This is a genomic window from Azospirillum agricola, from assembly GCF_020005195.1.
GTDB classification, from domain to species: domain Bacteria; phylum Pseudomonadota; class Alphaproteobacteria; order Azospirillales; family Azospirillaceae; genus Azospirillum; species Azospirillum agricola.
Genome location: NZ_JAIFZR010000005.1, coordinates 2,378,070 through 2,401,245, shown reverse-complemented (window position 1 = coordinate 2,401,245; position 23,176 = coordinate 2,378,070). Strand labels below are relative to the sequence as shown.

Below are 23,176 nucleotides of genomic sequence, written 5' to 3'. Positions count from 1 at the left end.
ACCGCATTCCGCCGATTGTCCCGCCCTGCCCCACCGCATGCCTTCCCAAGGGCGGGCGGTTCGGTCTATAGCTGCCGCCTCCATGAAGACCGCCGATTTCGACTTCGACCTGCCGCCCGACCGGATCGCCGAGCATCCCGTCCGGCCGCGCGACGCCGCCCGCCTGCTGGAGGTGGGCGACCGGCTGCACGACCGCGTCGTGCGCGACCTGCCCGCGCTGTTGCAGCCGGGCGACCTGATGGTCGTCAACGACACCCGCGTCATCCCGGCCCGCCTCGACGGAAGGCGCGGCGAGGTGGCGGTGGAGATCACCCTGCACAAGCGGCTCGGCGAGCGCGAATGGGCGAGCTTCGCCCGGCCCGGCAAGCGGCTGAAGCCCGGTGACGTCATCGTGATCGCCGAGGATTTCTCTGCCGAAGTCATCGCCAAGGACGGCATGGAGGTGCGGCTGCGCTTCTCCGCCGGCGGCCCGGATCTCATGGAGGCGCTGCACCGCCACGGCCGCATGCCCCTGCCCCCCTACATCCGCCGCAAGTCCGGCGCGGACGACGACGCCGATTACCAGACCGTCTTCGCCGCGCGCGAGGGGGCCGTCGCCGCCCCCACCGCCGGTCTGCACTTCACGCCGGAGCTGCTGGCCGCACTCGACGCGCGCGGAGTCCGGCGGGTTCCGGTGACGCTGCATGTCGGGGCCGGAACCTTCCTGCCGGTGAAGGTCGACGACATCGCCGAGCACAGGATGCACAGCGAATGGGGCGAGATCTCCCCGGAGACCGCCGAGGCGGTGAACGCCGCCCGGCGCGACGGCGGGCGGATCGTCTCGGTCGGCACCACCGCGCTGCGCATCCTGGAGACGGCGGGGCGGGAGGACGGCACGCTCGCCCCCTTCAGCGGCGACACCAGCATCTTCATCACGCCAGGCTACCGCTTCCGCATCGTCGATCTGCTGTGGACCAACTTCCACCTGCCGAAATCGACCTTGTTCATGCTGGTCTGCGCCTTCGCCGGCTTCGATCGCATGAAGGCGGCCTACGCCCACGCCATCGCCGCCGAGTACCGCTTCTTCAGCTACGGCGACGCCTCGCTTCTGCACAGGACGGATCCAACATGACCGGTATCGGCTTCGAGCTTCTGGCGACCGACGGGCGGGCGCGGCGCGGGCGCGTGACCACCGCCCACGGCTCCATCGAGACGCCGGCCTTCATGCCGGTCGGCACCGCCGCCACCGTCAAGGCGATGACCACCGACGCCGTGGCCTCGACCGGAGCCGAAATCCTGCTCGGCAACACCTACCACCTGATGCTGCGGCCGACGGCGGAGCGGGTGGCGCAGCTCGGCGGGCTGCACCGCTTCATGAACTGGGACAAGCCGATCCTGACCGACAGCGGCGGCTTCCAGGTGATGAGCCTGTCCGACCTGCGCACCATGTCGGAAGAGGGCGTCACCTTCAAATCGCACCTCGACGGCAGCCGCCACCATCTGACGCCGGAACGCTCGATCCAAATCCAGCACCTGCTGGACAGCAACATCACCATGTGCCTGGACGAATGCACGCCCTTCCCGGCGACCCAGGCGCAGGCGGAATCCTCGATGCGGCTGTCGATGCGCTGGGCGAAGCGCAGCAAGGACGCCTTCGTCGAACGCCCCGGCTACGGCCTGTTCGGCATCGTCCAGGGCAGCGTCTATCCGGAGCTGCGGGCGGAGAGCGTCGCGGCCCTGTCCGACATCGGCTTCGACGGCTACGCCATCGGCGGGCTGGCGGTCGGCGAGGGGCAGGAGACGATGTTCACCGTGCTGGACTTCACCGAGCCGGCGATGGTCCGGGAGCGCCCACGCTACCTGATGGGCGTCGGCCGGCCGAGCGACCTGATCGGCGCGGTGCGGCGCGGCGTCGACATGTTCGACTGCGTGATGCCGACCCGCTCGGGGCGCACCGGCCAAGCCTTCGTGCGGCGCGGCACCATCAACATCCGCAACGCCCGCCACGCCCACGACGAGCGCCCGCTCGACGCCGAATGCGGCTGCCCGGCTTGTCAGAAGTACAGCCGGGGCTATCTGCATCATCTGTTCAAGGCGAACGAGATGCTGGGGCCGATGCTGCTGACCTGGCACAACCTGCATTACTACCAGGATCTGATGCGGGAGATGCGCCACGCCATCGCCGAGGGCCGGTTCGAGCAGGCCGCCACCGCCCTGGAGGCCCGGCTGAACGAGGGCGACGTCGAGGCGACCGCCGATCCCATCGGCAAGCCGCCGAAGCCGCCGAAGCAGAACCGCCCTGGGCAGAACCGCCCTGGGCAGAATCGCCCGCAGCAGACGCCGAAGACCGATCAGGCCCCGGTCGGGAAGAGCGAGGCCGCGGCCGCCGTGGCCGCAGAGGACAAGAGCGATGAGTGAGAACATCTACGCCAACCTGACCCAGCTCGGCGGCGCCACGATCCAGCCGAAGACACCGGAAGAGGCGGTGCTGGAGCGCGTGCCCAACCCGAACCCCGGCGACGGCTACGTCGTGCGCTTCACAGCACCCGAATTCACCTCGCTGTGCCCGATCACCGGACAACCCGACTTCGCCCATCTGGTCATCGACTATGTGCCGGGCGACTGGCTGGTCGAGAGCAAGTCGCTGAAGCTGTTCCTCACCAGCTTCCGCAACCACGGCGCCTTCCACGAGGCCTGCACGGTGGGCATCGGCAAACGGCTGGTGGCGGAGCTGTCGCCGGTCTGGCTGCGCATCGGCGGCTACTGGTACCCGCGCGGCGGCATCCCCATCGACGTCTTCTACCAGACCGGCGAGCCGCCGAAGGGCGTGTGGATCCCGTCGCAGGACGTCCAGACCTACCGTGGCCGGGGCTGAGCGGCCGCCGAGCGACCCGGCGCTGTTGCGGGAACGCATCCGCGACCGCGCGCTGGCGCTGGGCTTCGACGCGGTCGGCTTCGCGCCGGCCGCCCTTGGACCGGAGGCGCGCGCGAAGCTGGCCGCCTTCCTGGCCGCCGGCCGTCACGGCGACATGGGCTGGATGGCCGAGCGCGGCGACCAGCGCAGCCATCCCCGCGACCTGTGGGACGAGGCGCGGACGGTCATCGCGCTCGGCACCAGCTACGCCCCGCACGCCGACCCGCGCGGGCTGCTGGAGCATCCCGACCGGGGAATCGTCTCGGTCTACGCGCGCAACCGCGACTATCACGACCTGATCAAGGGGCGGCTGAAGACGCTCGGCCACTGGCTGCACCACCAGACCAAGGCCGGGGTGAAGGTGTTCGTCGACACCGCCCCCGTCATGGAAAAGCCGCTGGCCGAGCGCGCCGGGCTGGGCTGGCAGGGCAAGCACACCAACCTCGTGTCGCGCGACCACGGCTCCTGGCTGTTCCTCGGCGAAATCTACACGACGCTGGAACTGCCCGCCGACGAGCCGGGCCGCGACCGCTGCGGCTCCTGCACCGCCTGCCAGACCGCCTGCCCGACGAACGCCTTCCCGGCGCCCTACCAGCTCGACGCGCGGCGCTGCATCTCCTATTTGACCATCGAGAACAAGGGGCCGATCCCCGACGACCTCAAGCCGCTGATCGGCAACCGCGTCTACGGCTGCGACGACTGCCTCGCCGCCTGCCCGTGGAACAAGTTCGCGCGCGCGACGCGCGAGCCGGCCTTCCTGCCGCGCGCCGAGCTGACGGCGCCGCGCCTCGCCGATCTGGCGCAGTTGGACGATCCGGGGTTCCGGCAGGTGTTCAGCGGCTCGCCGGTCAAGCGGATCGGCCGCGACCGCTTCGTGCGCAATGTGCTGGTGGCCTTGGGCAACAGCGGCGACCGCCGCCTGCGCCCGGCCGCCGAAGCCCTGATCGACGACCCCAGCGACGTCGTGCGCGATTCGGCGCGCTGGGCCATGGAAAGACTGACGCGATGACTGTTTACGGCCCCGCCTCCCCCGACGATTTCGACGCCATCGCCCGGCTGTCGCGGACCGGCTTCGGCGTCCCCCGCGACCTGTTCGACCGCTACGCCGCGCTGTTCGGCAACGACACCATCCGCAGCCTGCGCGGCGCGGACGGGCGCTCCATCGCCGGCTGCGCCGCGCTGTGGGGCATGGACCAATGGTTCGGCGGCCGCCCGGTGCCGGCCCAGGGAGTCGCCATGGTGGCGGTCGAGCCGGCCCTGCGCGGCGGCGGGACCGGATCGGCCCTGATGCGGAGGGTGCTCGCCGAGGGCCGGGAGGCCGGGGCCGCCGTCTCCGTCCTGTGGCATTCCACCCTGCCCTTCTACCGGCGGCTCGGCTACGGGCGCGGCGGGGTGTCCTGCGGCTGGAGCGCGCCCCCGGCCGCCCTGGGCGCCCCCTCCGCCGAACCCGGAGATTGCATCCGGCCGGCCGACCCGCTCGACGCGGCCCCGCTGGCCGCGCTGCGCCGCGCGCTGCTGGCCGGGGCGAACGGCCTGCCCGAACGCAACGAGGCCCTGTGGAACCTCGCCCTCTGCCCGGACGGCGAGCCGTCCGACGTCTTCCTGCTGTGCGGGGCGGACGGGCCGGAAGGTTACGTCGCGGTGACGCCGCCCAAGGATGGGCTTCTGACCGTCGCCGACCTGTGCGCGCCGACCCCGCTGGCGCTGCGGCTGGCCCGGCGCCTGCTCGCCGGCTACCGCGCCCAGGTGGAGCGGGTGGCGTGGCACGGCGGCCCCGACGACCCGCTGGCGCTGCTGGCCGACGATTCCGGGGTGCGGATGGACGGGCGCGAGGAATGGCTTCTGCGCGTCCTGGATGTGCGGCGCGCGCTCACGGCCCGTGGTTATCCGCCGAACGTCGTTGGTTCCATCACTTTCGATACAAATGATTCTCTAATTCCCGACAATTCGGGACGCTTCCATCTTCAGGTTGACGGAGGCACTGGCGTAATCGCCGAACGCGCGCAAGACGACTCGGCGGTCGCGAGAATTGGGATCGCCGCTTTTTCGACGCTGTTCAGCGGCCACGCCTCCGCTCGCGCGCTTCGGCAAGCAGGGATGCTGGACGGCGAAGATGTCGTGATTGAAACCCTCGACCAGTTGTTTTGCGGCGCACACCCCTGGATGAACGATCGCTTCTGAAAATCAGGGGCGCTACCTGACCTGCATCAAACCTGAAATTAACCCATGGTGCTTAACTAAGGGGGTAAGAGCGGCAATCGCACCGCAGGCCATCGGGGAGTTCACCATCCATGACGATCGGAACACGGATCGCGCTCGGTTTCGCCACCGTGCTGCTGCTGACGGTTGCCGTGGCGTTCGTCGGCTGGAACAGCTTGCGCACCTATGCCGAGCGCGTCGATCTCGCCGCCCACACGGCCGAACTCGACGCCCGGCTGAAGTCCGTCCGCATCGAGGAGGCGCGCTTCGTGACCGAGCGCGACGCCAAGGCGGCAACCAGCGTGCCGGTGATGCTCGACGCGCTGCGCGGCGAGGCGCAGGACACCCGCGCGGCGCTCGCCGCCGGCGAGGGCTTGCGGCTGGTGGACGACATCCTGGCGGGCATCGACGGCTACCGCGCCGCCTTCGCCAACTTCGTCGCCCAGGACAACGAGGCGCACACCCGCACCGCCAGCATGGAGACGCGGGCCAACGCCCTGAAGGACAACGCCGAGAAGATCGGCAGGCAGCAGTCCGACCGCTACGACCAGAACATGGTCAGCCAGAAGGACGCCGACACCGCCGTCCGCCACAGCGGCGAGACGGCCGAGCGCGCCAACCGGCTGATCGAGCGCGTGCAGGAGGCCCGCCGGCTTCAGAGCGAGTATCTGCGCACCGGCGCGACCCTGTTGCCCGACCGCATCGCCGCCGCCATCGACGAGCTGGTGGCGACCGCCGAGGCGGTGGAGAGGGATCTGGCCGGCACCAACGACGAAACGCTGTCCCAGCAGATCACCGCCGACACCCACGCCTACCGCGAGGCCTTCCAGGCGATGCGCGCCATCGCCGGCCCCATTCCCGAGGACCGCGCCCAGGCCGTCGACGACGCGGCGCGCGCCGCGCAGATCCGCGCGCTGGAGCTTCAGGAAAACCAGACCATGGTGTCCTCGGCCCTGCTGGAGGCGTCGGCCTACGCCCAGTCCGAGGTGAACGAGGCGGTGCTGCTGCGCGGTCTGGCGATGCGGCTGGTGCAGAGCGCCCAGTCGGCCATGCTCGGCCAGCGCGACTTCCTGTTGAGCGGCTCGGCCGCCTCGCAGGCCCTGGTGACGGGCGCCGTCAAGGAGATGCTGGACCTCGCCGCCAAGGCCGCCCCCCTGCTGGTCGACAAGGAGGGCCGCGCCCTGATCGCCGCGACCACCGAGGCGGCGCGGGCCTTCGACACCGAATTCGCGGCGCTGGTCGCCACCAGCCGCAAGCAGCACGACGCCTCGCTGGCGATGGCCAAGGCCGCCGCGTCGGTCAGCGACCAGGTCGGCCGTCTGGTGACGATGCAGCGCGACGACCGCGAGAGCGGGCGCGCCAGCTCCGGCATGGTCATCGCCGTCGGCTCCGCCGTGGCGCTGCTGCTCGGCGCCATCATGGCCTTCGTCATCGACCGCGCCATCACCCACCCGCTGCACGCGATGACCGGCGCCATGGGCCGTCTGGCCGAAGGCGACCTGTCGGTCGACGTGCCCGGCAGCGACCGCAAGGACGAGCTGCGCGCCATGGCCCAGGCCATGACCATCTTCAAGGACAACGCCCTGGAGATGCAGCGGATGGAGCGCGAGCGCGAGGAGATGCGCCAGCAGATCGACGCCGACCGCCGCCGCACCATGAACGAGTTCGCCAACGGCTTCGAGCAGGCTGTGTCGGGCGTGGTGGTGTCGCTGACCGAATCGGCCGGCACGCTGGGCCGCGACGCCCAGGAGATGTCGTCGGACGCGGCGCTGACCACCGCCAAGTCGACCGCCGTCGCCACCGCCTCGCAGCAGGCGACCAACAACGTGCAGACCGTCGCCGCGGCGGCGGAGGAGTTGTCGGCCTCCATCGCCGAGATCTCGCGCCAGCTCAACGCCAGCTCCGACGCGGCGGTCGGCGCCGCGCAGAAGGCGGTGCAGACCAACGGCATCGTCGAAGGGCTGTCGCACGCCGCCGAGCGCATCGGCCAGGTGGTCGGGCTGATCGGCGAGATCGCCGAGCAGACCAACCTGCTGGCGCTGAACGCCACCATCGAGGCGGCGCGGGCGGGCGAGGCGGGCAAGGGATTCGCCGTGGTGGCGACCGAGGTGAAGAACCTCGCCGGCCAGACGGCGAAGGCCACCGAGGAGATCTCGACCCAGGTGATGGAGATGCAGTCGGCCACCGTCAGCGCGGTCGACGCGATCCGCACCATCTCCGACGCGGTGACCACCATCAGCCGCACCGTGACCGACATCGCCCAGGCGATGGAGCAGCAGGGCATGGCGACCCGCGAGATCGCCCAGAACGTCCAGCAGGCCGCCGAGGGCACCCAGCAGGTCATGCAGAACATCGCCGAGGTGACGACCGCCGCCAGCAAGACCGGCGGAGCCGCCGACGCGGTGCTGCTGGCCAGCCGCACCCTGGCCGGTCAGGCCGACCGGCTGCGCGGCGAGGTGCAGGGCTTCCTCAACAAGGTGCGCACGGCGTAAGCCACCGCATCGCCTTCCGTCATGCCCGGCCTTGCGCCGGGCATCCGCGGGCAAACCTCCGATGGCTTTTGAAGCGCGCCCGTGGGTGGCCGGATCAAGTCAGGCCAAGGCGAACGGGAAGCGTGCCCGCCCTTGACGAGCATGCCCCGCTCAGGCGGCGGCGGTCCAGCGGCGGATCGGCGCGCGCGACAGCGAGGAGTTGCTGTAGGCGCGCAGGCTGGTGATCTCCGCCCCGATCCAGTCGGGAAGCGGCAGAAGCTGGTTCGGATCGGACAGCTCGACCTCGGCGATGACGAGGCCGGCGTTCTCCCCCTCGAACACGTCGATCTCCCAGCAGAAGCCGTCCTGGCGGTGCAGGTAGCGGGTCTTGCGGACGACGCGGCCGGTGCAGGAATGGCGCAGCAGCTTGCGGGCCAGATCGAAACCCAGCGGGTATTCCAGCTCCTCGCGGCAGGCGCCGGTCTTCCGGGTCTTGATGGTGAGGGTGGCGTCGTCGTCGGTCAGACGGACACGGACGGTGTTGTCGCCGCTCTGCGGCAGGTACCCCTGGATGATGCGCACCCCGTTCCGGCACAGATGCCGGATGTCCCTGCGGACCAGGAAGCGGCGCTCGATCTCCAGTGCCATGGCTTGGCCTTTTGGACAGTCCGATGGCAGGGAGCCTAGTAAAAACGGATAGGTTGGGCAAGCCATCCAGTCGCGTGCTTTTCGCGGTGCCGCCATGACCGCCGGACGGCGGTGCGCGACGGATGGCCGCAACGATGCTACCCTGCGGCATGTCCGACGCCGATTTCCTGCCCTGGCTGATCCTGTCGGCCCTTTACGGGCTGCCGCTGCTGCACGTCGCGCTGTCGCCGCGCGGGGGCGGCTGGCGTCCGCCGCCGGGGTCGCGCTGCCCGTTCGGCCCGCGCGCCGGCTGGCTGGTGATGGTGCTGATGCTGGGGCCGGTCGGTTGGCTGCTGTTCGCGCTCCGCCGGCCCTCCCGCATCCGGGGAAAACGGGGCTAGGTCAGATCCGCCCCATCAGCAGCAGCACGATCAGGACGATCAGCAGAACGCCCAGGATGCCGCTCGGCCCATAGCCCCAGCCGCGGCTGTGCGGCCAGGCCGGGACGGCACCGAGAAGCAGAAGAATCAGGATAACGAGCAGAATCGTGCCGATCATGGCATCCTCCCAAGTGACGGATAGGCAGTGATCGGAACGGGAATTCCACGGCTTTGTTCCAGCTTGGGGAGAGCGCCCCCTCCGGTTGCCACGAAGGGGTGAGGCGCCTCCCCGTCCGACACCCCCGAACGGGACCGGCGGATCGTCCGCGTCACTCCACCGGCCGCAGCAGCGCGCCCTGGCGCAGCAGTTCCTTCTGCACCGCGCGGGCGGGGATGGCGCGGGGCTGCTCGCGCCGGGCGCTGGCGAAGGCGGCGCAGACTCCGGCCGCCTGCCCCGTCGCCATGCAGGTCGGCGTCACCCGGTAGGAGGAATGCGCCTCGTGGCTGCCCGAGATGCAGCGGCCGGCGACCAGCAGATTGTCCATCCCCCTCGGGAGCAGGGCCCCCAGCGGCACCTCGTACCATTCGCCGCTCGGCACCTTGCGCAAGGTCGTGCCCTTTCCGGTCGGGCTGTGGATGTCGACCGGGTAGGTGCCGCGCGCCACCGCGTCCTCGAACTTCGCGGCGCCCAGCACGTCGTCGGCGGTCATCCGGTAGTCGCCGACGATCCGCCGCGTCTCGCGCACGCCGGCGGCGACGCCGGTCTGGCACAGGTGCGAGTCGGCGAAACCCGGCACGTATTTCCGCATGAAGGCGGTGATCTGCGCGGCCTGCCGCCGGCTCTCCCATTCCGCGCGGGTCAGGTCGAAGACGTCGGTGCCGAGCACGCCGGTGACGCGGGTGCAGTTCAGCGCCACCTCGTCCGGGTGGGTGGTGCCGAAGAACAGGATGTCCTCGCGGGTCAGCGACAGGTCGCCGTTGGCCGTCGCCTTCGAGACGAGATCCCACAGCCCGTGCACGCCGCGCCACTGGGTCGGGTTCTCGTGGACGAAGCGCGAGAACAGGTCGCGGTCGAAACCGACCAGCCGGAACATCAGCGTCATCGGCTGGACCAGACCGTCCTCCTCCCGGCCGACCTCGTAATCGGCCCCGGACAGCGCCGCGATGTCGCCGTCGCCGGTGCCGTCGACGATGGTGCCGGCCTCGATCACCAGCGGGCCGGACTTGGTTTCGAACACCACGCCGGTCGGCCGTCCGCGCTCGCCGACGATGCCGGAGGCGAAGGCGTGCAGCAGCACCCTGACCCCGGATTCGTCGAGCACCTCCTGCGACACCGCCTTCAGGATCTCCGGGTCGAAGGGCACGGTGAAGCCGGTGTCCGGCGAGGGCGGGATGGCGCCGTGGGCGGCGTAGAGCCGGCCGAGGAACAGCGACAGGGCGCCGCCGACCACCGGCTCTCCGGGGCCGTGGTCCTGCGGCATCAGCTTGGTGTTGTCGACCACAGCGACCGAGCCGCGCTGGGTGTAGAAGCTCATCCACGGCATGACCAGCGCCACCGTGGCGTTGCCGCCGAGGAAGCCGTAGCGCTCGACCAGGATGGTGTCGGCGCCGGCCTGGGAGGCGCCGATCGCCGCCGCCATCCCCGCCGGCCCGCCGCCGACGACCAGCACGTCGCAGCGGCCGACGCGGGTGGCGGCGCGCGGCGGCAGCATCACGGTGGCGGGGTTGGGCGGCAGGGTCAGGACGGGCACGGGTCGGTCTCCTTCATGCTGGGCGTGTTGCCCGTTCCCCCTCCGCCTGGAGGGGGAACGGGCGAATGCGAGGCGGCTCCCTCACTCCCCCCTTGCGGCGCGGGTGGCGAGCGGGGCGGTCCGGCGCGCGAGATCCTGAAGCGCGGGCACCCCGTCGCGCAGCAGGGCGCGCTGGTCGTCGCGGTGGTCCCACAGCCGGTCGAGGTCGGCCAGGAAGGTTCCCGCCGTGGTGTGGGCGACCGTGGCGCGCGGCTCCATCCCCAGCGAGGTCAGGAAGTCGAACACCTTGGAGGCGTAGGGCAAGGCGATCAGCGGGGTTCCGGTGATCGCCGCGAAGATCAGGAAATGCAGCCGCATGCCGACCGCCATCTGGAAATGCCGCATCAGCCCGATGATCTGGCGCGGGCCGTACCGGTACTTCAGCAGATGCGCGCGGTCGGGCAGCGCCATGCGGCCCATGACGCGGTGGGCCTCGCGCACGTCGGCGCGCTCCATCGGCACGAACACCACGTCGGCGCCGAAGCGCTCGACGATGAAGTCGGCGGCCTCGGCGAGAAGCTGGTGGTAGGCGGCGTCGGACAGGTCGGGTGCGGCCGCCCCCTGCTCGCGCACCGACAGACCGACCAGCGGCCGGTCGCGCGGGATGCCGGCCTCGGCCAGCATCTCGTCGGTGAAGGGGTCGGGGGTCAGCAGCAGGGCCGGGTCGGCGGTGACCTCGACCGGCAGGCGGACGCCGATCTCCTCGATCAGCCGCTTGGCGCTGAGTTCGCGCACGGTGATGCCGCCCATGCGGTCGAGCCCGTCGCGCACCGCGTCGCGCTCGGTCTGGTCGCGCAGCGGGCCGACGCCGATGGCGAAGGTGTGGGTGGGAATGCCGAGCCGCTGGGCGATGGTGACCTCGCGCAGGTAGGTCCGCGCCTCGCTGTCATAGAGGATGCCGCCGCCGCCGAGCAGCAGCAGGTCGAGCCGCTCGACCTCCGGCATGATCTCGTCGCGCATCGCCTCGCGCGGGTTCAGCACGCGGTCGACCGCGTGGTGCTGGCGGGTGTGGTCGGCGTTGCGGGTGAAGACGACGATCTCCACGCCGGGGACCGTGGCCCGCAACTGCTCGATGGCCGAGGTCAGGATCGCCTCGTCGCCCGTGTTCAGACCGCCGTAAGAGCCTGAAATGCCGATGACCGTCATGCCGCCTCGCCAGGGTTGAGCGTTCCAAGGGGAACCGGCCGGACCACGCGAAAGTTCCGTTTTCGCAACCGCACTCTAGGGACAGACAAGCGGCCGGAAGCTGCGCTATGCTGCCCCGCAATCCGAGGCGCCGAACAATCCGGCCCCACCATGGTAACGAGGGAAAACGAGAGCATGGACACTCCGCTGTGGCGCCCGAGCGAGGAACGCGTCGCCCAGGCCAACCTGACCGCCTTCCGCGACGCGGCCAACGCGCGCTTCGGGCTGCGGCTGGATGATTACGAGGCGCTCTACAACTGGACCATCGCCGAGAAGGAGCGCTTCTGGCGCTTCCTATGGGAGTGGGCCGGGCTGACGGGCGACCTCGGCGGGGTCGATCTGCTGGACGGCAACAGGATGCCGGGCGCCCGCTGGTTCCCCGAGGCCAGCCTGAGCTACGCCGAGAACATGCTGGCCAACGCGCCCGACGACACGGCGCTGGTGTTCTGGGGCGAGGACAAGGTGAAATACCGCTGGTCGGGCGCCGAGCTGCGGGCGACCGTCTCGCGGTTGCAGCAGGCGCTGAAGGCCAAGGGCGTGACCAAGGGAGACCGGGTGGCGGCGATCATGCCGAACATGCCGGAGACGCTGGCGGCGATGATCGCGACGGCCAGCCTCGGCGCCGTGTGGTCCTCCTGCTCGCCCGACTTCGGCGTGCAGGGCATCGTCGACCGCTTCGGCCAGATCGAGCCGAAGGTGGTCTTCGCCCCCGACGCCTACTGGTACAACGGCAAGAGCCACGACGTCCGCGCCAAGCTCGCCGAGGTGCTGAAGGACCTGCCGACCGTCGTCGCCACCGTCGTCGTGCCCTACGTCGCCGAGGCGCCGGATCTGTCCGGCGTGCCGGGCGCCATCGGCTTCCGGGAGTTCATGGCGCCGCACCCCGCCACCGAGCCGGTGTTCGAGCGGGTCGCCTTCGACCACCCGCTGTTCATCCTCTATTCGTCGGGCACCACCGGAAAGCCGAAATGCATCGTGCACGGCACCGGCGGCACGCTGCTCCAGCACGTCAAGGAGCACCGGCTGCACTGCGACCTGAAGCCGGGCGACCGGCTGTTCTACTTCACCACCTGCGGCTGGATGATGTGGAACTGGCTGGTCAGCGGGCTGACGAGCGGCACGACGCTGGTCCTGTATGACGGATCGCCCTTCGCGCCGAACGGGAACATCCTGTTCGACTACGCCGACGCCGAGCGGATCACCGTGTTCGGCACCTCGGCCAAGTTCATCCAGTCGCTGGAGAAGTCCGGGCTGCGGCCGATCGAGACCCATTCGCTGGCCAGCCTGCGGGCGATCGCCTCGACCGGCTCGCCGCTGATGCCGGAGAATTTCGACTTCGTCTACGAGGGCATCAAGGCGGACGTGCATCTCGCCTCGATCAGCGGCGGCACCGACATCATGTCCTGCTTCGTGCTGGGCAACCCGATCGCCCCGGTGTGGAAGGGCGAGATCCAGACGCGCGGCCTCGGCATGGCGGTGGAGGCCTTCGACGACAACGGCCACGCCGTGCGCGGCGAGAAGGGCGAGCTGGTCTGCACCCGTCCCTTCCCCAGCATGCCCATCGGCTTCTGGGCCGACCCCGACGGCGCCAAGTACCGCGCCGCCTATTTCGACCGCTTCCCCAACGTCTGGGTCCATGGCGACTTCATCGAGCAGACGCAGCATGGCGGCTGGGTGATCTACGGCCGCTCCGACGCGGTGCTCAATCCCGGCGGCGTGCGCATCGGCACCGCCGAGATCTACCGGCAGGTCGAGCAGTTGCCCGAGATCATGGAGGCGGTCTGCATCGGCCAGGAATGGGACGGCGACGTCCGCGTCATCCTGTTCGTCGTGCTGCGCGAGGGGATGACGCTCGATTCCGGGCTCGAGGCGACGATCCGCAAGCGGATCAAGGACAATTGCTCGCCGCGCCATGTGCCGGCGAAGATCGTCCAGGTCAGCGACATCCCGCGCACGCGGTCGGGCAAGATCACCGAGCTGGCGGTGCGCGACGCCGTTCACGGCCGCCCGATCAAGAACACCGAGGCGCTCGCCAACCCGCAGGCGCTCGACGAGTTCCGCGAGCGGACCGAACTGGGCGGCGCCTGATGGAACTGCCGGCGCTGTTCCTCGATCTCGACGGGGTGCTGGCCGATTTCGACCGGGGCGTCGTCGCGGTCACCGGCAAGCGGCCGGAACAGCTGCCGATGAAGGAGATGTGGCGGGCGCTGTCCCGCCACCCCGACTTCTTCGGCACGCTGGAGTTCATGCACGACGCGCAGGAGCTGTGGGCCTTCTGCGCGCCCCACCGGCCGACCATCCTGACCGGCCTGCCGCTGGGAAGCTGGGCGCCGGCGCAGAAGACCCGCTGGGTCGCCCGGATGCTCGGGGCCGACGTCCGGGTCATCACCTGCATGGCCCGCGACAAGCCGCGCCACGGCGGCCCCGGCACCGTGCTGGTCGACGACCGGGAAAAGGCGCAAGAGCCCTGGGAGGCGGCGGGCGGCGCGTTCATCCTGCACCGCAGCGCGGCGGAGAGCATCGGCGCGCTGAGCAAGCTGGGGTTCTGACGCCGAGGGATGCGTGCACCGTAAGCGTGACGGCACCGAGGATGGCGGCCGTCAGTCCGCCTCCAGGCCAAGGAAGCTCCAGGACACGTCGCCGCGCCCGAGCATATCCTCCCGTTGACTGTGATGGATGCAGCGGAGGCCGACCGAAGCGGCGAGTTCAACGGTCTCGGCGGCCGAAACGTCGTGCATCGTCCGCCCCGCCGGCACCGGCCCGTGCCGCAAGGACATCACCACCCTGCCCTTGCGGGTCAGGAGGGCGGCGAGATGCGGCATCGCGATGCCGCGCTCGGCCTCGTCGAGGTGCATCCACACGGCGGTCAGCATCACGACGTCGTACGACCCGCCCTTGCCTCTCACCACCGCCAGATCCGGGAGGCCGTCGTCGATCCACAGGATCGGCTGCGCCGCGTGGATGCGCATCCCCGCGCTGCGAAGCTCCGTCGTCGGTTCGACGGCGGTCACATCATGGCCGGACAGCGCGAGGGCGGCGGCGTCGCGCCCGGTGCCCGCGCCGATGTCCAGGATCCGGCTCGGCTGGGACGGAAAGAGGTGAAGCACGTCGCGGTGGACATCGGAAAACGCCACGCTCTCGTACTGTTCGGTGAGCGCTTCCGCGTTCTCGCCATACCCGCTGTTCCCGCGCATTTCGTCCCTCCCTTGCCCACGCGTGGCGGCAGCCGGCGCGTTACTTCGGCGTGCCCTTCCACACCTGGAACTGGGTGGTCTCCAGCAGCAGGTCGGCGTGGCCGAAAGCGGTCTTGAACAGCTTGCCGACGCCGGCCGTCCGCTGCGTCACCGCCACCAGCGAGCCGCGCAGCTTGAGATACTGCTTGGTGCCGGCGACCAGCGCCTCCAGCATGCCGAAATCCTCGTCCTTGCCGCGGTGGAGCGGCGGGTTGGACAGGATCAGCCCGAAGCGCTCGCGGGTGCCGAGACCGGCCAGCCCGTCGCTCAGCACCAGTTCGGCATCCGGCACGTTCTGGCGGGCCGCGTGCAACGCGACCGCGTCGATGTCCAGCAGGGTCAAAACCGCCTCGGGCTGGCGCTCGCGCACCGCCCGCGCGATCACCCCGGCGCCGCAACCGAAATCGAGCACCCGCGTGCCGGCCGCGACCTCCGGCAGCACGCGCAGCAGGCATTCGGTGCCGGGGTCGAGATGGCCGTGGGCGAACAGGCCGGGGTAGGAGACGAGATCCAGCGGGGCGGCCGGCTCGGGCAGCGGCAGGGTCACGCTCTCCCGCCACGCCTCCAGCGCGCCGCGCGCCGGGACGGCGGTGCGGCGGGTCTCCAGGACGCGGGCGCGGCGCTTGATGGTCAGCGTCTCCGCCCCCTCGACCAGCCCGTCGAAGCGCTTGGGCGCCGATGTCACGCCCTCGTCGTTGCTGCCGACGATCCACAGCGGCGCCCCCGGCGCCAGCCGCGCCGCCAGCGCGTGCAGCGCCATCCCGAAGGAGGCCCAGCCGCGCGGCAGCCGCAGCACCGCCCCGTCGAAGGGACCGTCCGCCGGCCAGGGCGTCGCCATGCGGCCTGCCTGGGCGAGCCGCAGCCAGGACACGACCTCCGCCCCGCCCTCGGCGAGCGCCCGTTCGATGCCGCCATCGGAATCGAAGGCGACGAGGATGCGCCCCTGCGGCCGGCGCTCGGCCAAGGCTTCCGCCGCGACGACGGCGATGGTGGAATCGCGGTCCGTCGCACGGTTGTCCAATCGGCTCACTGTGAGAATCCTTGGTGTGACAGTCCCTCTCCCGCCCCGGGAGAGAGGGAGGGGACCCGCCGCGAAGCGGTGGGGAGGGTGAGGGGCTGGCGGGCGTGGTACGAAATCCATGTCCACATAGCCCCTCACCCTTCCCGCTATCGCGGGCCCCGAGGTCGTTCGTAAATCTCACGACCGCGTTCCGTCTACGATCGCCTTCGGCGCTCGTCCGGCCTGCGGCCGTCGTCTTCACGCCCTCTCCCGGGGCGGGAGAGGGAGAGACAAAAAAGCTCAGTTCTTGTCCCGCATCAGGCGCGCCTTGTCGCGCTGCCAGGTGCGTTCCTTCTCGGTGTTGCGCTTGTCGTGCTTCTTCTTGCCGGTGGCGATGCCGAGCTCGACCTTGGCCATGCCGCGGTCGTTGAAATAGACCGACATCGGGATCAGCGTGACGCCCTTCTGCTTGATCCCGGCCGCCAGCTTGTCCAGCTCGCGGCGGCGGATCAGCAGCTTGCGCGGGCGCTTGGGCTCGTGCTGGAGCCAGCGCCCGGCCTGGAGGTATTCGGGGATGTAGGCGTTGAACAGGAACAGCTCCCCGCCCTTCAGCCCCGCATAGGCCTCGTTCACGCTGGCGCGGCCGTTCCGCAGCGACTTCACCTCGGTGCCGGTCAGCATGATGCCGGCCTCCAAGGTGTCGTCGATGAAGAAGTCGAAGCGCGCCCGACGGTTCTGCGCCGCGTATTTTTTAACTTCCGTGTCGCGCGACACTGCGTTCTCCTCGGCGGCCCGCGCCCTTACGACAGCAGGCCGGCTTTGCTCATGGCCGCGCGCACGGCGGCGCGGGCGGATTCCGAGGCCGTGACCAGCGGCAGACGAACCTCGTCGGTGGCGAGGCCGAGCAGGCTGGCGGCGAACTTCACCGGGGCCGGGCTGGTCTCGACGAACATGGCGTCGTGCAGCGGCGACAGCACGTCGCGCAGGCGGAACGCCTCCTTCAGGTCGCCCTTGGCCCAGGCGGTCTGCATCGCCGAGCAGAGCGCCGGCGCGATGTTGGCCGTCACCGAGATGCAGCCGGTGCCGCCCTGCGCGTTGAAGCCCAGCGCGGTGGCGTCCTCGCCCGAGAGCTGGATGAAGTCGGGGCCGACCTCCGCCAGCAGGCGCGACGGGCGCGACAGGTCGGCGGTGGCGTCCTTCACGCCGACGATGTTCGGCAGCTTGGCCAGCCGGGCCATCGTGGCCACAGACATATCCACGACACTGCGGCCCGGAATGTTGTAAATGAAGATCGGCAAATCCGCCGCGTCATGGATCGCCTTGAAATGCTGGTAGAGACCCTCTTGAGACGGCTTGTTGTAGTAGGGCGTCACCACGAGCGCCGCCTGCGCGCCCGCCTTCTTGGCGTGGCGGGTGAGCGCGATCGCCTCGTCGGTCGAGTTGGAGCCGCTGCCGGCCATCACCGGCACCTTGCCGCCGGCCGCCTCGATGCACAGCTCGACGACGCGGTTGTGCTCGTCGTGGGAGAGGGTCGGCGATTCGCCGGTGGTGCCGCAGGGGACCAGGCCATGGGTGCCCTGGGCGACGTGCCACTCCACGAAGGACTGGAAGGCGGCCTCGTCCACTTTCCCGCCCTTGAACGGAGTCAAGAGAGCGACGATGGAACCGTGGAACATGGCAGCCTCCTCAGACGGACTTCTGGAAAAAAAGAGTTGCGCACATTAGACCTCCCCGCCGTCTTGGGCAAGAGCGCCAGAACGGCAATTTTGGCGGCTTTGCTCGCCCTCCCCGCCCCCGTTTTCGCCCCCGCTTCCGCGCTGGGCGGAGCCTTGAGCCCGCAGGATCTGGCGCTCTACCGGCAGGCCTTCAAGGCGGCCGACAACGAGCGCCACGACGAGGCGCAGCGGCTGGCCGGGCAGGCCGCCGACCCGCTGCCCGCCAAGGTGATCCGCTGGATGACGCTGGCGACGCCGAGCGGCGGCAGCTTCGCCGAGATATCGTCCTTCATCCGCGACAACCCCGACTGGCCCAACCAGGCGCAGTTGCGCCGGCAGGCCGAGAAGGCGATGCCGGTCGACCTCGACGCCGACCAGGTGCTGGCGTGGTTCCGGCAGTATCCGCCGCTGTCCAACGACGGCTTCCTGATGCACGCCGACACGCTGATCGGCGGCGGCGGCACGGAACGCGCCGTCCCGCTGATCCGCGCCCGCTGGGTGGAGAGCAACTTCACCGCCGACGAGGAGGCCGCCTTCCTCGTCCGCTACCGCTCGCACCTGCGCCAACAGGACCACAAGGCGCGCATCGACCGGCTGCTGTGGGAGCGGCAGGAGGCGCCGGTGCGCCGGATGCTGCCCTTCTTCGACGACGCCTACGACACGCTGATCGAGGCGCGCATCGCGCTCGACACCGACAACGGCAACGCCGACGCGGCGGTCGGGCGGGTGGCGCCGAACCTGCGCAACGACCCCGGCCTGCTGTTCGACCGCGCCCGCTGGCGCCGCCGCAAGGGCGACGACGCCGGCGCGCTGGAGATCATCACCCAGGCCCCCGCCGAGATGGGCCGCCCGCAGGCGTGGTGGAGCGAGCGCCATCTGCTGGCGCGGCGCGCCATCGAGCGCGGCGACTACAACCTCGCCTACCGGCTGGTGAGGGCGCACGGCCAGAAGGACGGCTCCGGCTTCGCCGAAGCCGAGTTCCTGGCCGGCTTCCTGGCGCTGCGCTTCCTCGACCAGCCGTCGGAGGCGTTCAACCATTTCAACAAGCTCTACCGCTCGGTCAGCGCGCCGATCAGCAAGGCGCGCGGCGCCTACTGGTGCGGGCGCGCCGCCGAGGCGCTCGGCCAGACCGCCCAGGCCAACGAGTGGTACGCCAAGGCCGCCCCCTACGGCACGACCTTCTATGGCCAGCTCTCCGCCCGCCACCTCGCCGGCGGCAAGGTCACCCTGCCCGCCCCGCCGCAGGTGTCGAACGCCGAGGCGACCGCCTTCGAGCGCCGCGAGGTGGTGCGCGTGGTGCGGCTGCTCGCCGAAATCGAGGGCAGCGACGACGAGCGGGTGACCGCCTTCCTGCGCCGCCTCAGCCTCGACGCCAAGACGCCGGCCGACTACACGCTGGCCGCCCGGCTGGCGAGCGCCGTCGGCCGCCGCGATCTGGCGGTCGCCGCCGCCAAGGACGCGGCGCAGAACGACGTCTTCCTGGTCGAGGCCGGCTACCCGATGATCGACGCCCGCCCCGCCTCGCCGGAGCTGGCGCTGGTCCATGGCATCATCCGCCAGGAGAGCACCTTCAACACCCGCGTCGTCTCGTCGGCGGGAGCGCGCGGGCTGATGCAGCTCATGCCGGCCACGGCGCAGCTCGTTGCCGGCAAGCTCGGGCTGAAGCACGCCAACGGGCGGCTGACCAGCGACCCCGACTACAACGTCACGCTGGGGTCGGCCTATCTGTCGGATCTGATCGACCGCTTCAACGGCTCCTACGTGCTGGCGATCGCCGGCTACAACGCCGGGCCGAACCGGGTGCGGCAGTGGATCCAGACCTACGGCGACCCGCGCTCCGGCAGCATCGACGTGGTCGACTGGATCGAGCTGATCCCGATCTACGAGACGCGCAACTACGTGCAGCGGGTGATGGAGGCCGTGCTGGTCTACCGCTCGCGCCTCGAAGGGACGAAGGCCGACCTGAACCTCGACCGCGACCTGCGGCGCTGACCGTCGCGCCGCCGCTTCCGCCGGTTCAGAAAACGCAGGATTCGGGGACCGAGTCCTGCGTCCAGTCGGCCAGCGGAACGGGTTTGGCTGGGATGGTAACCGGCTTCCCGTTCCGCACGCCCTTGCCGGACAGCAGGTTCAGGTCGCACGATCCACCGCCCTTCGGATCCAGCGTGTCGCGTGACGCATTGGTGTAGCCGGCAACCACCAGAACACCGTTGCGGAAGGCGATGGTCAACTGCTCGCGCCAGCGGTTGCGGCCGATGGCGTCGTTCTGGAACACCACCACCAGCGAGCCGCGCGGCGTGATCGACATCTCCGGCAGCGTCCCGGCGAGCTCACCCTTCCAGCCGATGGCCTGCCGGTACAGCGTCGGGTCGGCCGGCAATGCGCCATCAACCGACAGATGGACCGCCAGATCGGCCTCGTCGTCCAGCCCGGTCAGCACCGCGCGGTCGGGAACGCCGTCGCCGTTGAGGTCGCCCGACAGCGTGGCGATCACCGTACGAGCGACGCCGCGCGGGCTGTCCGACGCCGCCGGATGCGGGTTGACCGAAAGAAGAATGGCGGAAAGCAGCGCAAAGGCGGCCGGCGTGTTGCGGGGCAGCATGATTGACGAAGCCTCGCTGTCGGGTGAAGCCGGAATGATCGGAAGCCGCTCTCGACGGAACCGCGCGGATTGGGCCACGAGCGCCCCACCCCCACCCCAGCCCTCTCCTTCCCTTCCCTGCCGGGCGGGCCTTTTTGGTCCGCCGAGGGCGGAGAAGGGTCAGGAGGGCAAACACGGCCGCCATGAGGACGGGGGATGGGGGATGGGATGTCCTTGTGAAGCAGCCGCATCGCTTTCCGAACGACAGATGGAATGTTATTCTACATTTCAGAAAAATGCGACATGTTCATCCCTCGGAGATTGCATTCATCATGGAGATAAAACGGGTTTTCGTCGCCCTTGCCGCGGCCATCGCCCTGTCGGGTTGCGTAAAAACCATGGCCGACATGTCGGGGGTTCCGAATTCGAAGTACCAGCCGATCATTGCGGACGAATCCGACAAGAAGGAATGGATCGCCCTGATAACGGCCAATACGGGAAAAGTCGTTAGCGACGAAACCGGCGAGTATTATTTCGGAAACAAGGAAATCTCCGGCCGAAAATACGTTCAATCCCTGACGCTTCGCAAACCGTACATTGATCTGGCACGCTCGATGCTGGCACAGGGAGTCGGCGTCCTCGAGCCGGTTTATCGCCCCCGGCTGACGGCGGGTGGAGTCTTCCGCAACGAAATCGACTGGGCGGAAACCCAGGAACTGCACAAGGCGCTGTCGGGCAGCTTCAAGCTGGCTCCGCTGGCGACCAGCCAGAAATACGCCACGCTCCTGGACCAGTGGCGCAAGACGCTGGAGCAGAAATACGCCGACGCGGTGCGCAGGCACCTTACCCCGACCTACGCCAATCCGATCCTCGCCGCCGCCGACAACATGTCGAACGAGAACGGGCTGATGGCGACGACCCTGCGGGGGGATTTCGCCTTCTACGGTAAATTCTATTACGAGAATGTGCTGGAGCGCCTGAAAACCGAAAAGGTCGATTTCGTTCTCTCGACCTCGGTCATGGCCAATGAAATGAACCAATCGCTCAAGATGATCGGGGCGTTCGAAAATGATCCGCTGGTGCGTGCCGGCGCCGAGAACACCGTCAAAACCATTCCGTCCTACCGCGAGTATAGGGAGGCGGAGCGCCTCAACATGGCGCTGAAGTCGAACCGCTGGGCGATGGGCGACCGCATCGACTGGAATTTCCTGTCGGAAGCGGTGTACCGCAATCTGAAGGTGACCGGATTCACCAACGCCCCGGCGCTGGTGGCGCTCAGCCTCTTCACGCCCGACAATGTGCAGACCATCGAACAGATGAGCTACAACCCGGTTTCGGCCAAGGGCATCGGACTTCAAATGATCGGGGCGACCAACGTCGCCTACAAGGAGATGGCGGCCGACATGCAGGAGGAGAACAGGAAGATTCTCGCGGAGATCGACCGTGAATACATGGTGGGAAAGGCGAACCGCCGCCAGATGATCAACGCCCTGCTGAACCACATGGCGGAAGGCAAGCGGGCGATGGGCATCGTCTCCGGCCTGAAGAGCAACACCCTGCGCTGACGGAAGCGCCGAGCCGGCATTCCCCGCACATCGTCCCGGAACCGATCCCACACATGCGGGATTGGCTCCGGAAGGGATGCGCAACGAAGCTCCCTGGGCGTTTCACGGTCTTTCGACCTTACCCGAGAGCGTCCGGTCGATTTCAGAACGGGATTTCGTCGTCCAGATCCTCGTGACGGGGCGGAGCGCCACCGCCGCTGCGGCCACCGCCGGAACCGGCGCCACCGCCATACCCACCGCCGCCGCCACGGGACTCGCCGCGCGACTCGTAACCGCCACCGCCACCGCCACCGCCATAGCTGCCGCCACCGCCGCCTTCCTCGCGGTTGCCGCCGGTGAAGTCGATCTCGGCCACGCGGACCGACAGGCCGGCGCCGCGGGTACCGTCGCGCTTCTCGAACTCGCGCAGCGTCACCTCGCCGGAGATGACAACGGCCTTGCCCTTGGTCAGGTGCGGAGCCAGCGACTCGGCGCGGCGGCCCCAGATCGAGCAATCGACCCACTGGGTCGTCTTGCGGTCGCCGAAGCCAACGTCGTTGGCAACGCGGAAGCCCAGCACCTTCTCGCCGCTCTGGGTCGTGCGCAACTCGCCGTCGGCGCCCAAGCGTCCCGTAAACGTCCAAACATTCATCGCTCGATACTCCGTAAGCGCGAGTGTCCCAGCATCCTTGCCGGCCCATGGGGATGCCCGGCGGTGGGCATCCGGATGCCGAGGGTTCCCGTTCGCGGGGGCCAGCGTGACAAGTCGCGACCCCGCCATGGTCCGGCCGCACCGAAGCACGGGGACGGGGCGCGGGTCAACCGCCGTCGAAGCGTTCCCATCGCGCCGGCGCGGAGCACTCACCCCACCGCGCCGAACAAGAACACTCCATGAACATTTATAGCAGAACAGGGAGCGCCGGGAAACGGATTCCTTCGGCGTAACGTCGAGGAGACGAAAAAGACCGGACGCCCGCGCTCAGCGCAGACCTCAGCGCAGACGGCGGGCGGCCAGATCCAGAACCACCTTCAGCTGACCGTGCGAAAAGGGCTTGTGGACCACGCCCAGCGGGTAGGTCTCGGTGATGCGCGCCATGACGCCATGGTCGGCGTAGCCGGACAGGAAGATGGAGCGGATGCCATGGTCGGTGTGGAGCCGCCGCGCGGCCGCGATGCCATCGCCGCCGGCCAGACGGACGTCCATCAGCGCGACGTCCGGGCGGACCCGCGCCGCGATCTCGACCGCTTCGGCTTCCGTCGCCGCCGTCCCGCAGACGGTGTGACCAAGATCGCTGACCGCCATGCAGACGGCTTCCGCCGACAGCTGCTCGTCTTCGACGACCAGAAGGCGCAGGGGGCGGCTCGGCGGGCGGGGCCGGGAGGCGCCGGTCGATCGGGTCAGGGTATCGGCCTTCAGCATCGGGACCGACCTCGGCGAACGTTGCGGGCAATCGCTGCGTTTTTTGGTAAAATTTAATTTACCATTTCCCCAGTCATATTACCCTCACCCCGAAATTGCAAGCGCATTCGTTGCGAAAATGAACTTTCGGGCGGGACT

The 23,176-nt window shown here is 69.4% G+C and carries 22 protein-coding genes; 11 read left to right on the top strand and 11 right to left on the bottom strand.

Annotated elements, in window-relative coordinates; genetic code table 11:
• Window positions 1–82 precede the first annotated feature (82 nt).
• From queA to JN22_RS26390, 6 genes are all read left to right on the top strand, one after another.
• Window positions 83–1,111, top strand: coding sequence for a tRNA preQ1(34) S-adenosylmethionine ribosyltransferase-isomerase QueA (queA, locus tag JN22_RS26415; RefSeq protein WP_085556725.1), 1,029 nt, complete (start codon window positions 83–85; stop codon window positions 1,109–1,111).
• Entirely contained in the window at window positions 1,108–2,397 is a 1,290-nt protein-coding gene (tgt, locus tag JN22_RS26410; RefSeq protein WP_085556724.1) for a tRNA guanosine(34) transglycosylase Tgt, read from the top strand. Before queA ends, tgt begins: the two co-directional genes overlap by 4 nt.
• A complete protein-coding gene (queF, locus tag JN22_RS26405; protein ID WP_085556723.1) occupies window positions 2,390–2,854 on the top strand; it encodes a preQ(1) synthase in 465 nt (154 codons plus the stop codon). The genes tgt and queF overlap by 8 nt, the downstream gene beginning before the upstream one ends.
• Window positions 2,841–3,902, top strand: coding sequence for a tRNA epoxyqueuosine(34) reductase QueG (gene queG, locus JN22_RS26400; RefSeq protein WP_085556722.1), 1,062 nt, complete (start codon window positions 2,841–2,843; stop codon window positions 3,900–3,902). The genes queF and queG overlap by 14 nt, the downstream gene beginning before the upstream one ends.
• Entirely contained in the window at window positions 3,899–5,074 is a 1,176-nt protein-coding gene (locus tag JN22_RS26395) for a GNAT family N-acetyltransferase (RefSeq protein ID WP_085556721.1), read from the top strand. Before queG ends, JN22_RS26395 begins: the two co-directional genes overlap by 4 nt.
• Window positions 5,075–5,184: 110 nt before the next feature.
• The gene (locus JN22_RS26390; protein ID WP_085556720.1) at window positions 5,185–7,584 is read left to right on the top strand and encodes a methyl-accepting chemotaxis protein; all 2,400 of its coding nucleotides are present in this window, start codon (window positions 5,185–5,187) and stop codon (window positions 7,582–7,584) included.
• 150 nt (window positions 7,585–7,734) lie between these two features.
• Here the strand turns inward: JN22_RS26390 and JN22_RS26385 are convergent, their stop codons facing one another.
• Window positions 7,735–8,211 (bottom strand): CYTH domain-containing protein, encoded by a 477-nt coding sequence (locus JN22_RS26385; protein WP_085556719.1) that lies wholly within the window; start codon window positions 8,209–8,211, stop codon window positions 7,735–7,737.
• Between the two features lie 149 nt (window positions 8,212–8,360).
• Between JN22_RS26385 and JN22_RS26380 the strand changes: the two genes are divergently transcribed.
• The gene (locus JN22_RS26380; RefSeq protein ID WP_223677894.1) at window positions 8,361–8,591 is read left to right on the top strand and encodes a hypothetical protein; all 231 of its coding nucleotides are present in this window, start codon (window positions 8,361–8,363) and stop codon (window positions 8,589–8,591) included.
• Window position 8,592: 1 nt separating this feature from the next.
• Here JN22_RS26380 and JN22_RS26375 read toward each other — a convergent pair whose 3' ends face one another.
• From JN22_RS26375 to JN22_RS26365, 3 genes are all read right to left on the bottom strand, one after another.
• On the bottom strand, window positions 8,593–8,748 hold the full coding sequence (locus JN22_RS26375) for a DUF3309 family protein (protein ID WP_085556717.1): 156 nt from the start codon (window positions 8,746–8,748) through the stop codon (window positions 8,593–8,595).
• Between the two features lie 151 nt (window positions 8,749–8,899).
• The gene (locus tag JN22_RS26370; RefSeq protein WP_085556716.1) at window positions 8,900–10,321 is read right to left on the bottom strand and encodes an FAD-dependent oxidoreductase; all 1,422 of its coding nucleotides are present in this window, start codon (window positions 10,319–10,321) and stop codon (window positions 8,900–8,902) included.
• A gap of 81 nt (window positions 10,322–10,402) precedes the next feature.
• A complete protein-coding gene (locus tag JN22_RS26365; protein WP_085556715.1) occupies window positions 10,403–11,506 on the bottom strand; it encodes a polysaccharide pyruvyl transferase family protein in 1,104 nt (367 codons plus the stop codon).
• A 174-nt stretch (window positions 11,507–11,680) separates the two neighbouring features.
• Here JN22_RS26365 and JN22_RS26360 point away from each other — a divergent pair, with 174 nt between their 5' ends.
• Both JN22_RS26360 and JN22_RS26355 read left to right on the top strand, forming a co-directional pair.
• Window positions 11,681–13,633 (top strand): acetoacetate--CoA ligase, encoded by a 1,953-nt coding sequence (locus tag JN22_RS26360; RefSeq protein ID WP_085556714.1) that lies wholly within the window; start codon window positions 11,681–11,683, stop codon window positions 13,631–13,633.
• Window positions 13,633–14,094: an HAD family hydrolase gene (locus JN22_RS26355; RefSeq protein ID WP_085556713.1), complete on the top strand. Its 462-nt coding sequence runs from the start codon at window positions 13,633–13,635 to the stop codon at window positions 14,092–14,094. The genes JN22_RS26360 and JN22_RS26355 overlap by 1 nt, the downstream gene beginning before the upstream one ends.
• Window positions 14,095–14,145: 51 nt before the next feature.
• On the opposite strand, the gene JN22_RS26350 is transcribed toward JN22_RS26355, so the two are convergent.
• The 4 genes from JN22_RS26350 to dapA form a co-directional block, all read right to left on the bottom strand.
• Complete coding sequence (locus tag JN22_RS26350; protein ID WP_085556712.1) at window positions 14,146–14,739, bottom strand: class I SAM-dependent methyltransferase; 594 nt, start codon at window positions 14,737–14,739, stop codon at window positions 14,146–14,148.
• 40 nt (window positions 14,740–14,779) lie between these two features.
• Window positions 14,780–15,808 (bottom strand): methyltransferase, encoded by a 1,029-nt coding sequence (locus JN22_RS26345; protein ID WP_085556711.1) that lies wholly within the window; start codon window positions 15,806–15,808, stop codon window positions 14,780–14,782.
• Between the two features lie 270 nt (window positions 15,809–16,078).
• Window positions 16,079–16,552 carry an SsrA-binding protein SmpB gene (gene smpB / locus JN22_RS26340; protein WP_085556710.1) on the bottom strand — a complete coding sequence of 158 codons (474 nt, stop codon included), beginning with the start codon at window positions 16,550–16,552 and terminating at the stop codon, window positions 16,079–16,081.
• Between the two features lie 26 nt (window positions 16,553–16,578).
• Window positions 16,579–17,454 (bottom strand): 4-hydroxy-tetrahydrodipicolinate synthase, encoded by an 876-nt coding sequence (dapA, locus tag JN22_RS26335; RefSeq protein ID WP_085557354.1) that lies wholly within the window; start codon window positions 17,452–17,454, stop codon window positions 16,579–16,581.
• A gap of 153 nt (window positions 17,455–17,607) precedes the next feature.
• Between dapA and JN22_RS26330 the strand changes: the two genes are divergently transcribed.
• Window positions 17,608–19,485 (top strand): lytic transglycosylase domain-containing protein, encoded by a 1,878-nt coding sequence (locus JN22_RS26330; RefSeq protein WP_223677893.1) that lies wholly within the window; start codon window positions 17,608–17,610, stop codon window positions 19,483–19,485.
• A 25-nt stretch (window positions 19,486–19,510) separates the two neighbouring features.
• On the opposite strand, the gene JN22_RS26325 is transcribed toward JN22_RS26330, so the two are convergent.
• Window positions 19,511–20,095, bottom strand: coding sequence for a hypothetical protein (locus tag JN22_RS26325; RefSeq protein ID WP_085556708.1), 585 nt, complete (start codon window positions 20,093–20,095; stop codon window positions 19,511–19,513).
• Window positions 20,096–20,406: 311 nt separating this feature from the next.
• Here JN22_RS26325 and JN22_RS26320 point away from each other — a divergent pair, with 311 nt between their 5' ends.
• Window positions 20,407–21,639 (top strand): hypothetical protein, encoded by a 1,233-nt coding sequence (locus JN22_RS26320; RefSeq protein ID WP_223677892.1) that lies wholly within the window; start codon window positions 20,407–20,409, stop codon window positions 21,637–21,639.
• A gap of 142 nt (window positions 21,640–21,781) precedes the next feature.
• On the opposite strand, the gene JN22_RS26315 is transcribed toward JN22_RS26320, so the two are convergent.
• Together JN22_RS26315 and JN22_RS26310 are read right to left on the bottom strand one after the other, a co-directional pair.
• Entirely contained in the window at window positions 21,782–22,270 is a 489-nt protein-coding gene (locus tag JN22_RS26315) for a single-stranded DNA-binding protein (RefSeq protein WP_085556706.1), read from the bottom strand.
• Between the two features lie 339 nt (window positions 22,271–22,609).
• On the bottom strand, window positions 22,610–23,038 hold the full coding sequence (locus tag JN22_RS26310; RefSeq protein WP_085556705.1) for a response regulator: 429 nt from the start codon (window positions 23,036–23,038) through the stop codon (window positions 22,610–22,612).
• Window positions 23,039–23,176 lie beyond the last annotated feature (138 nt).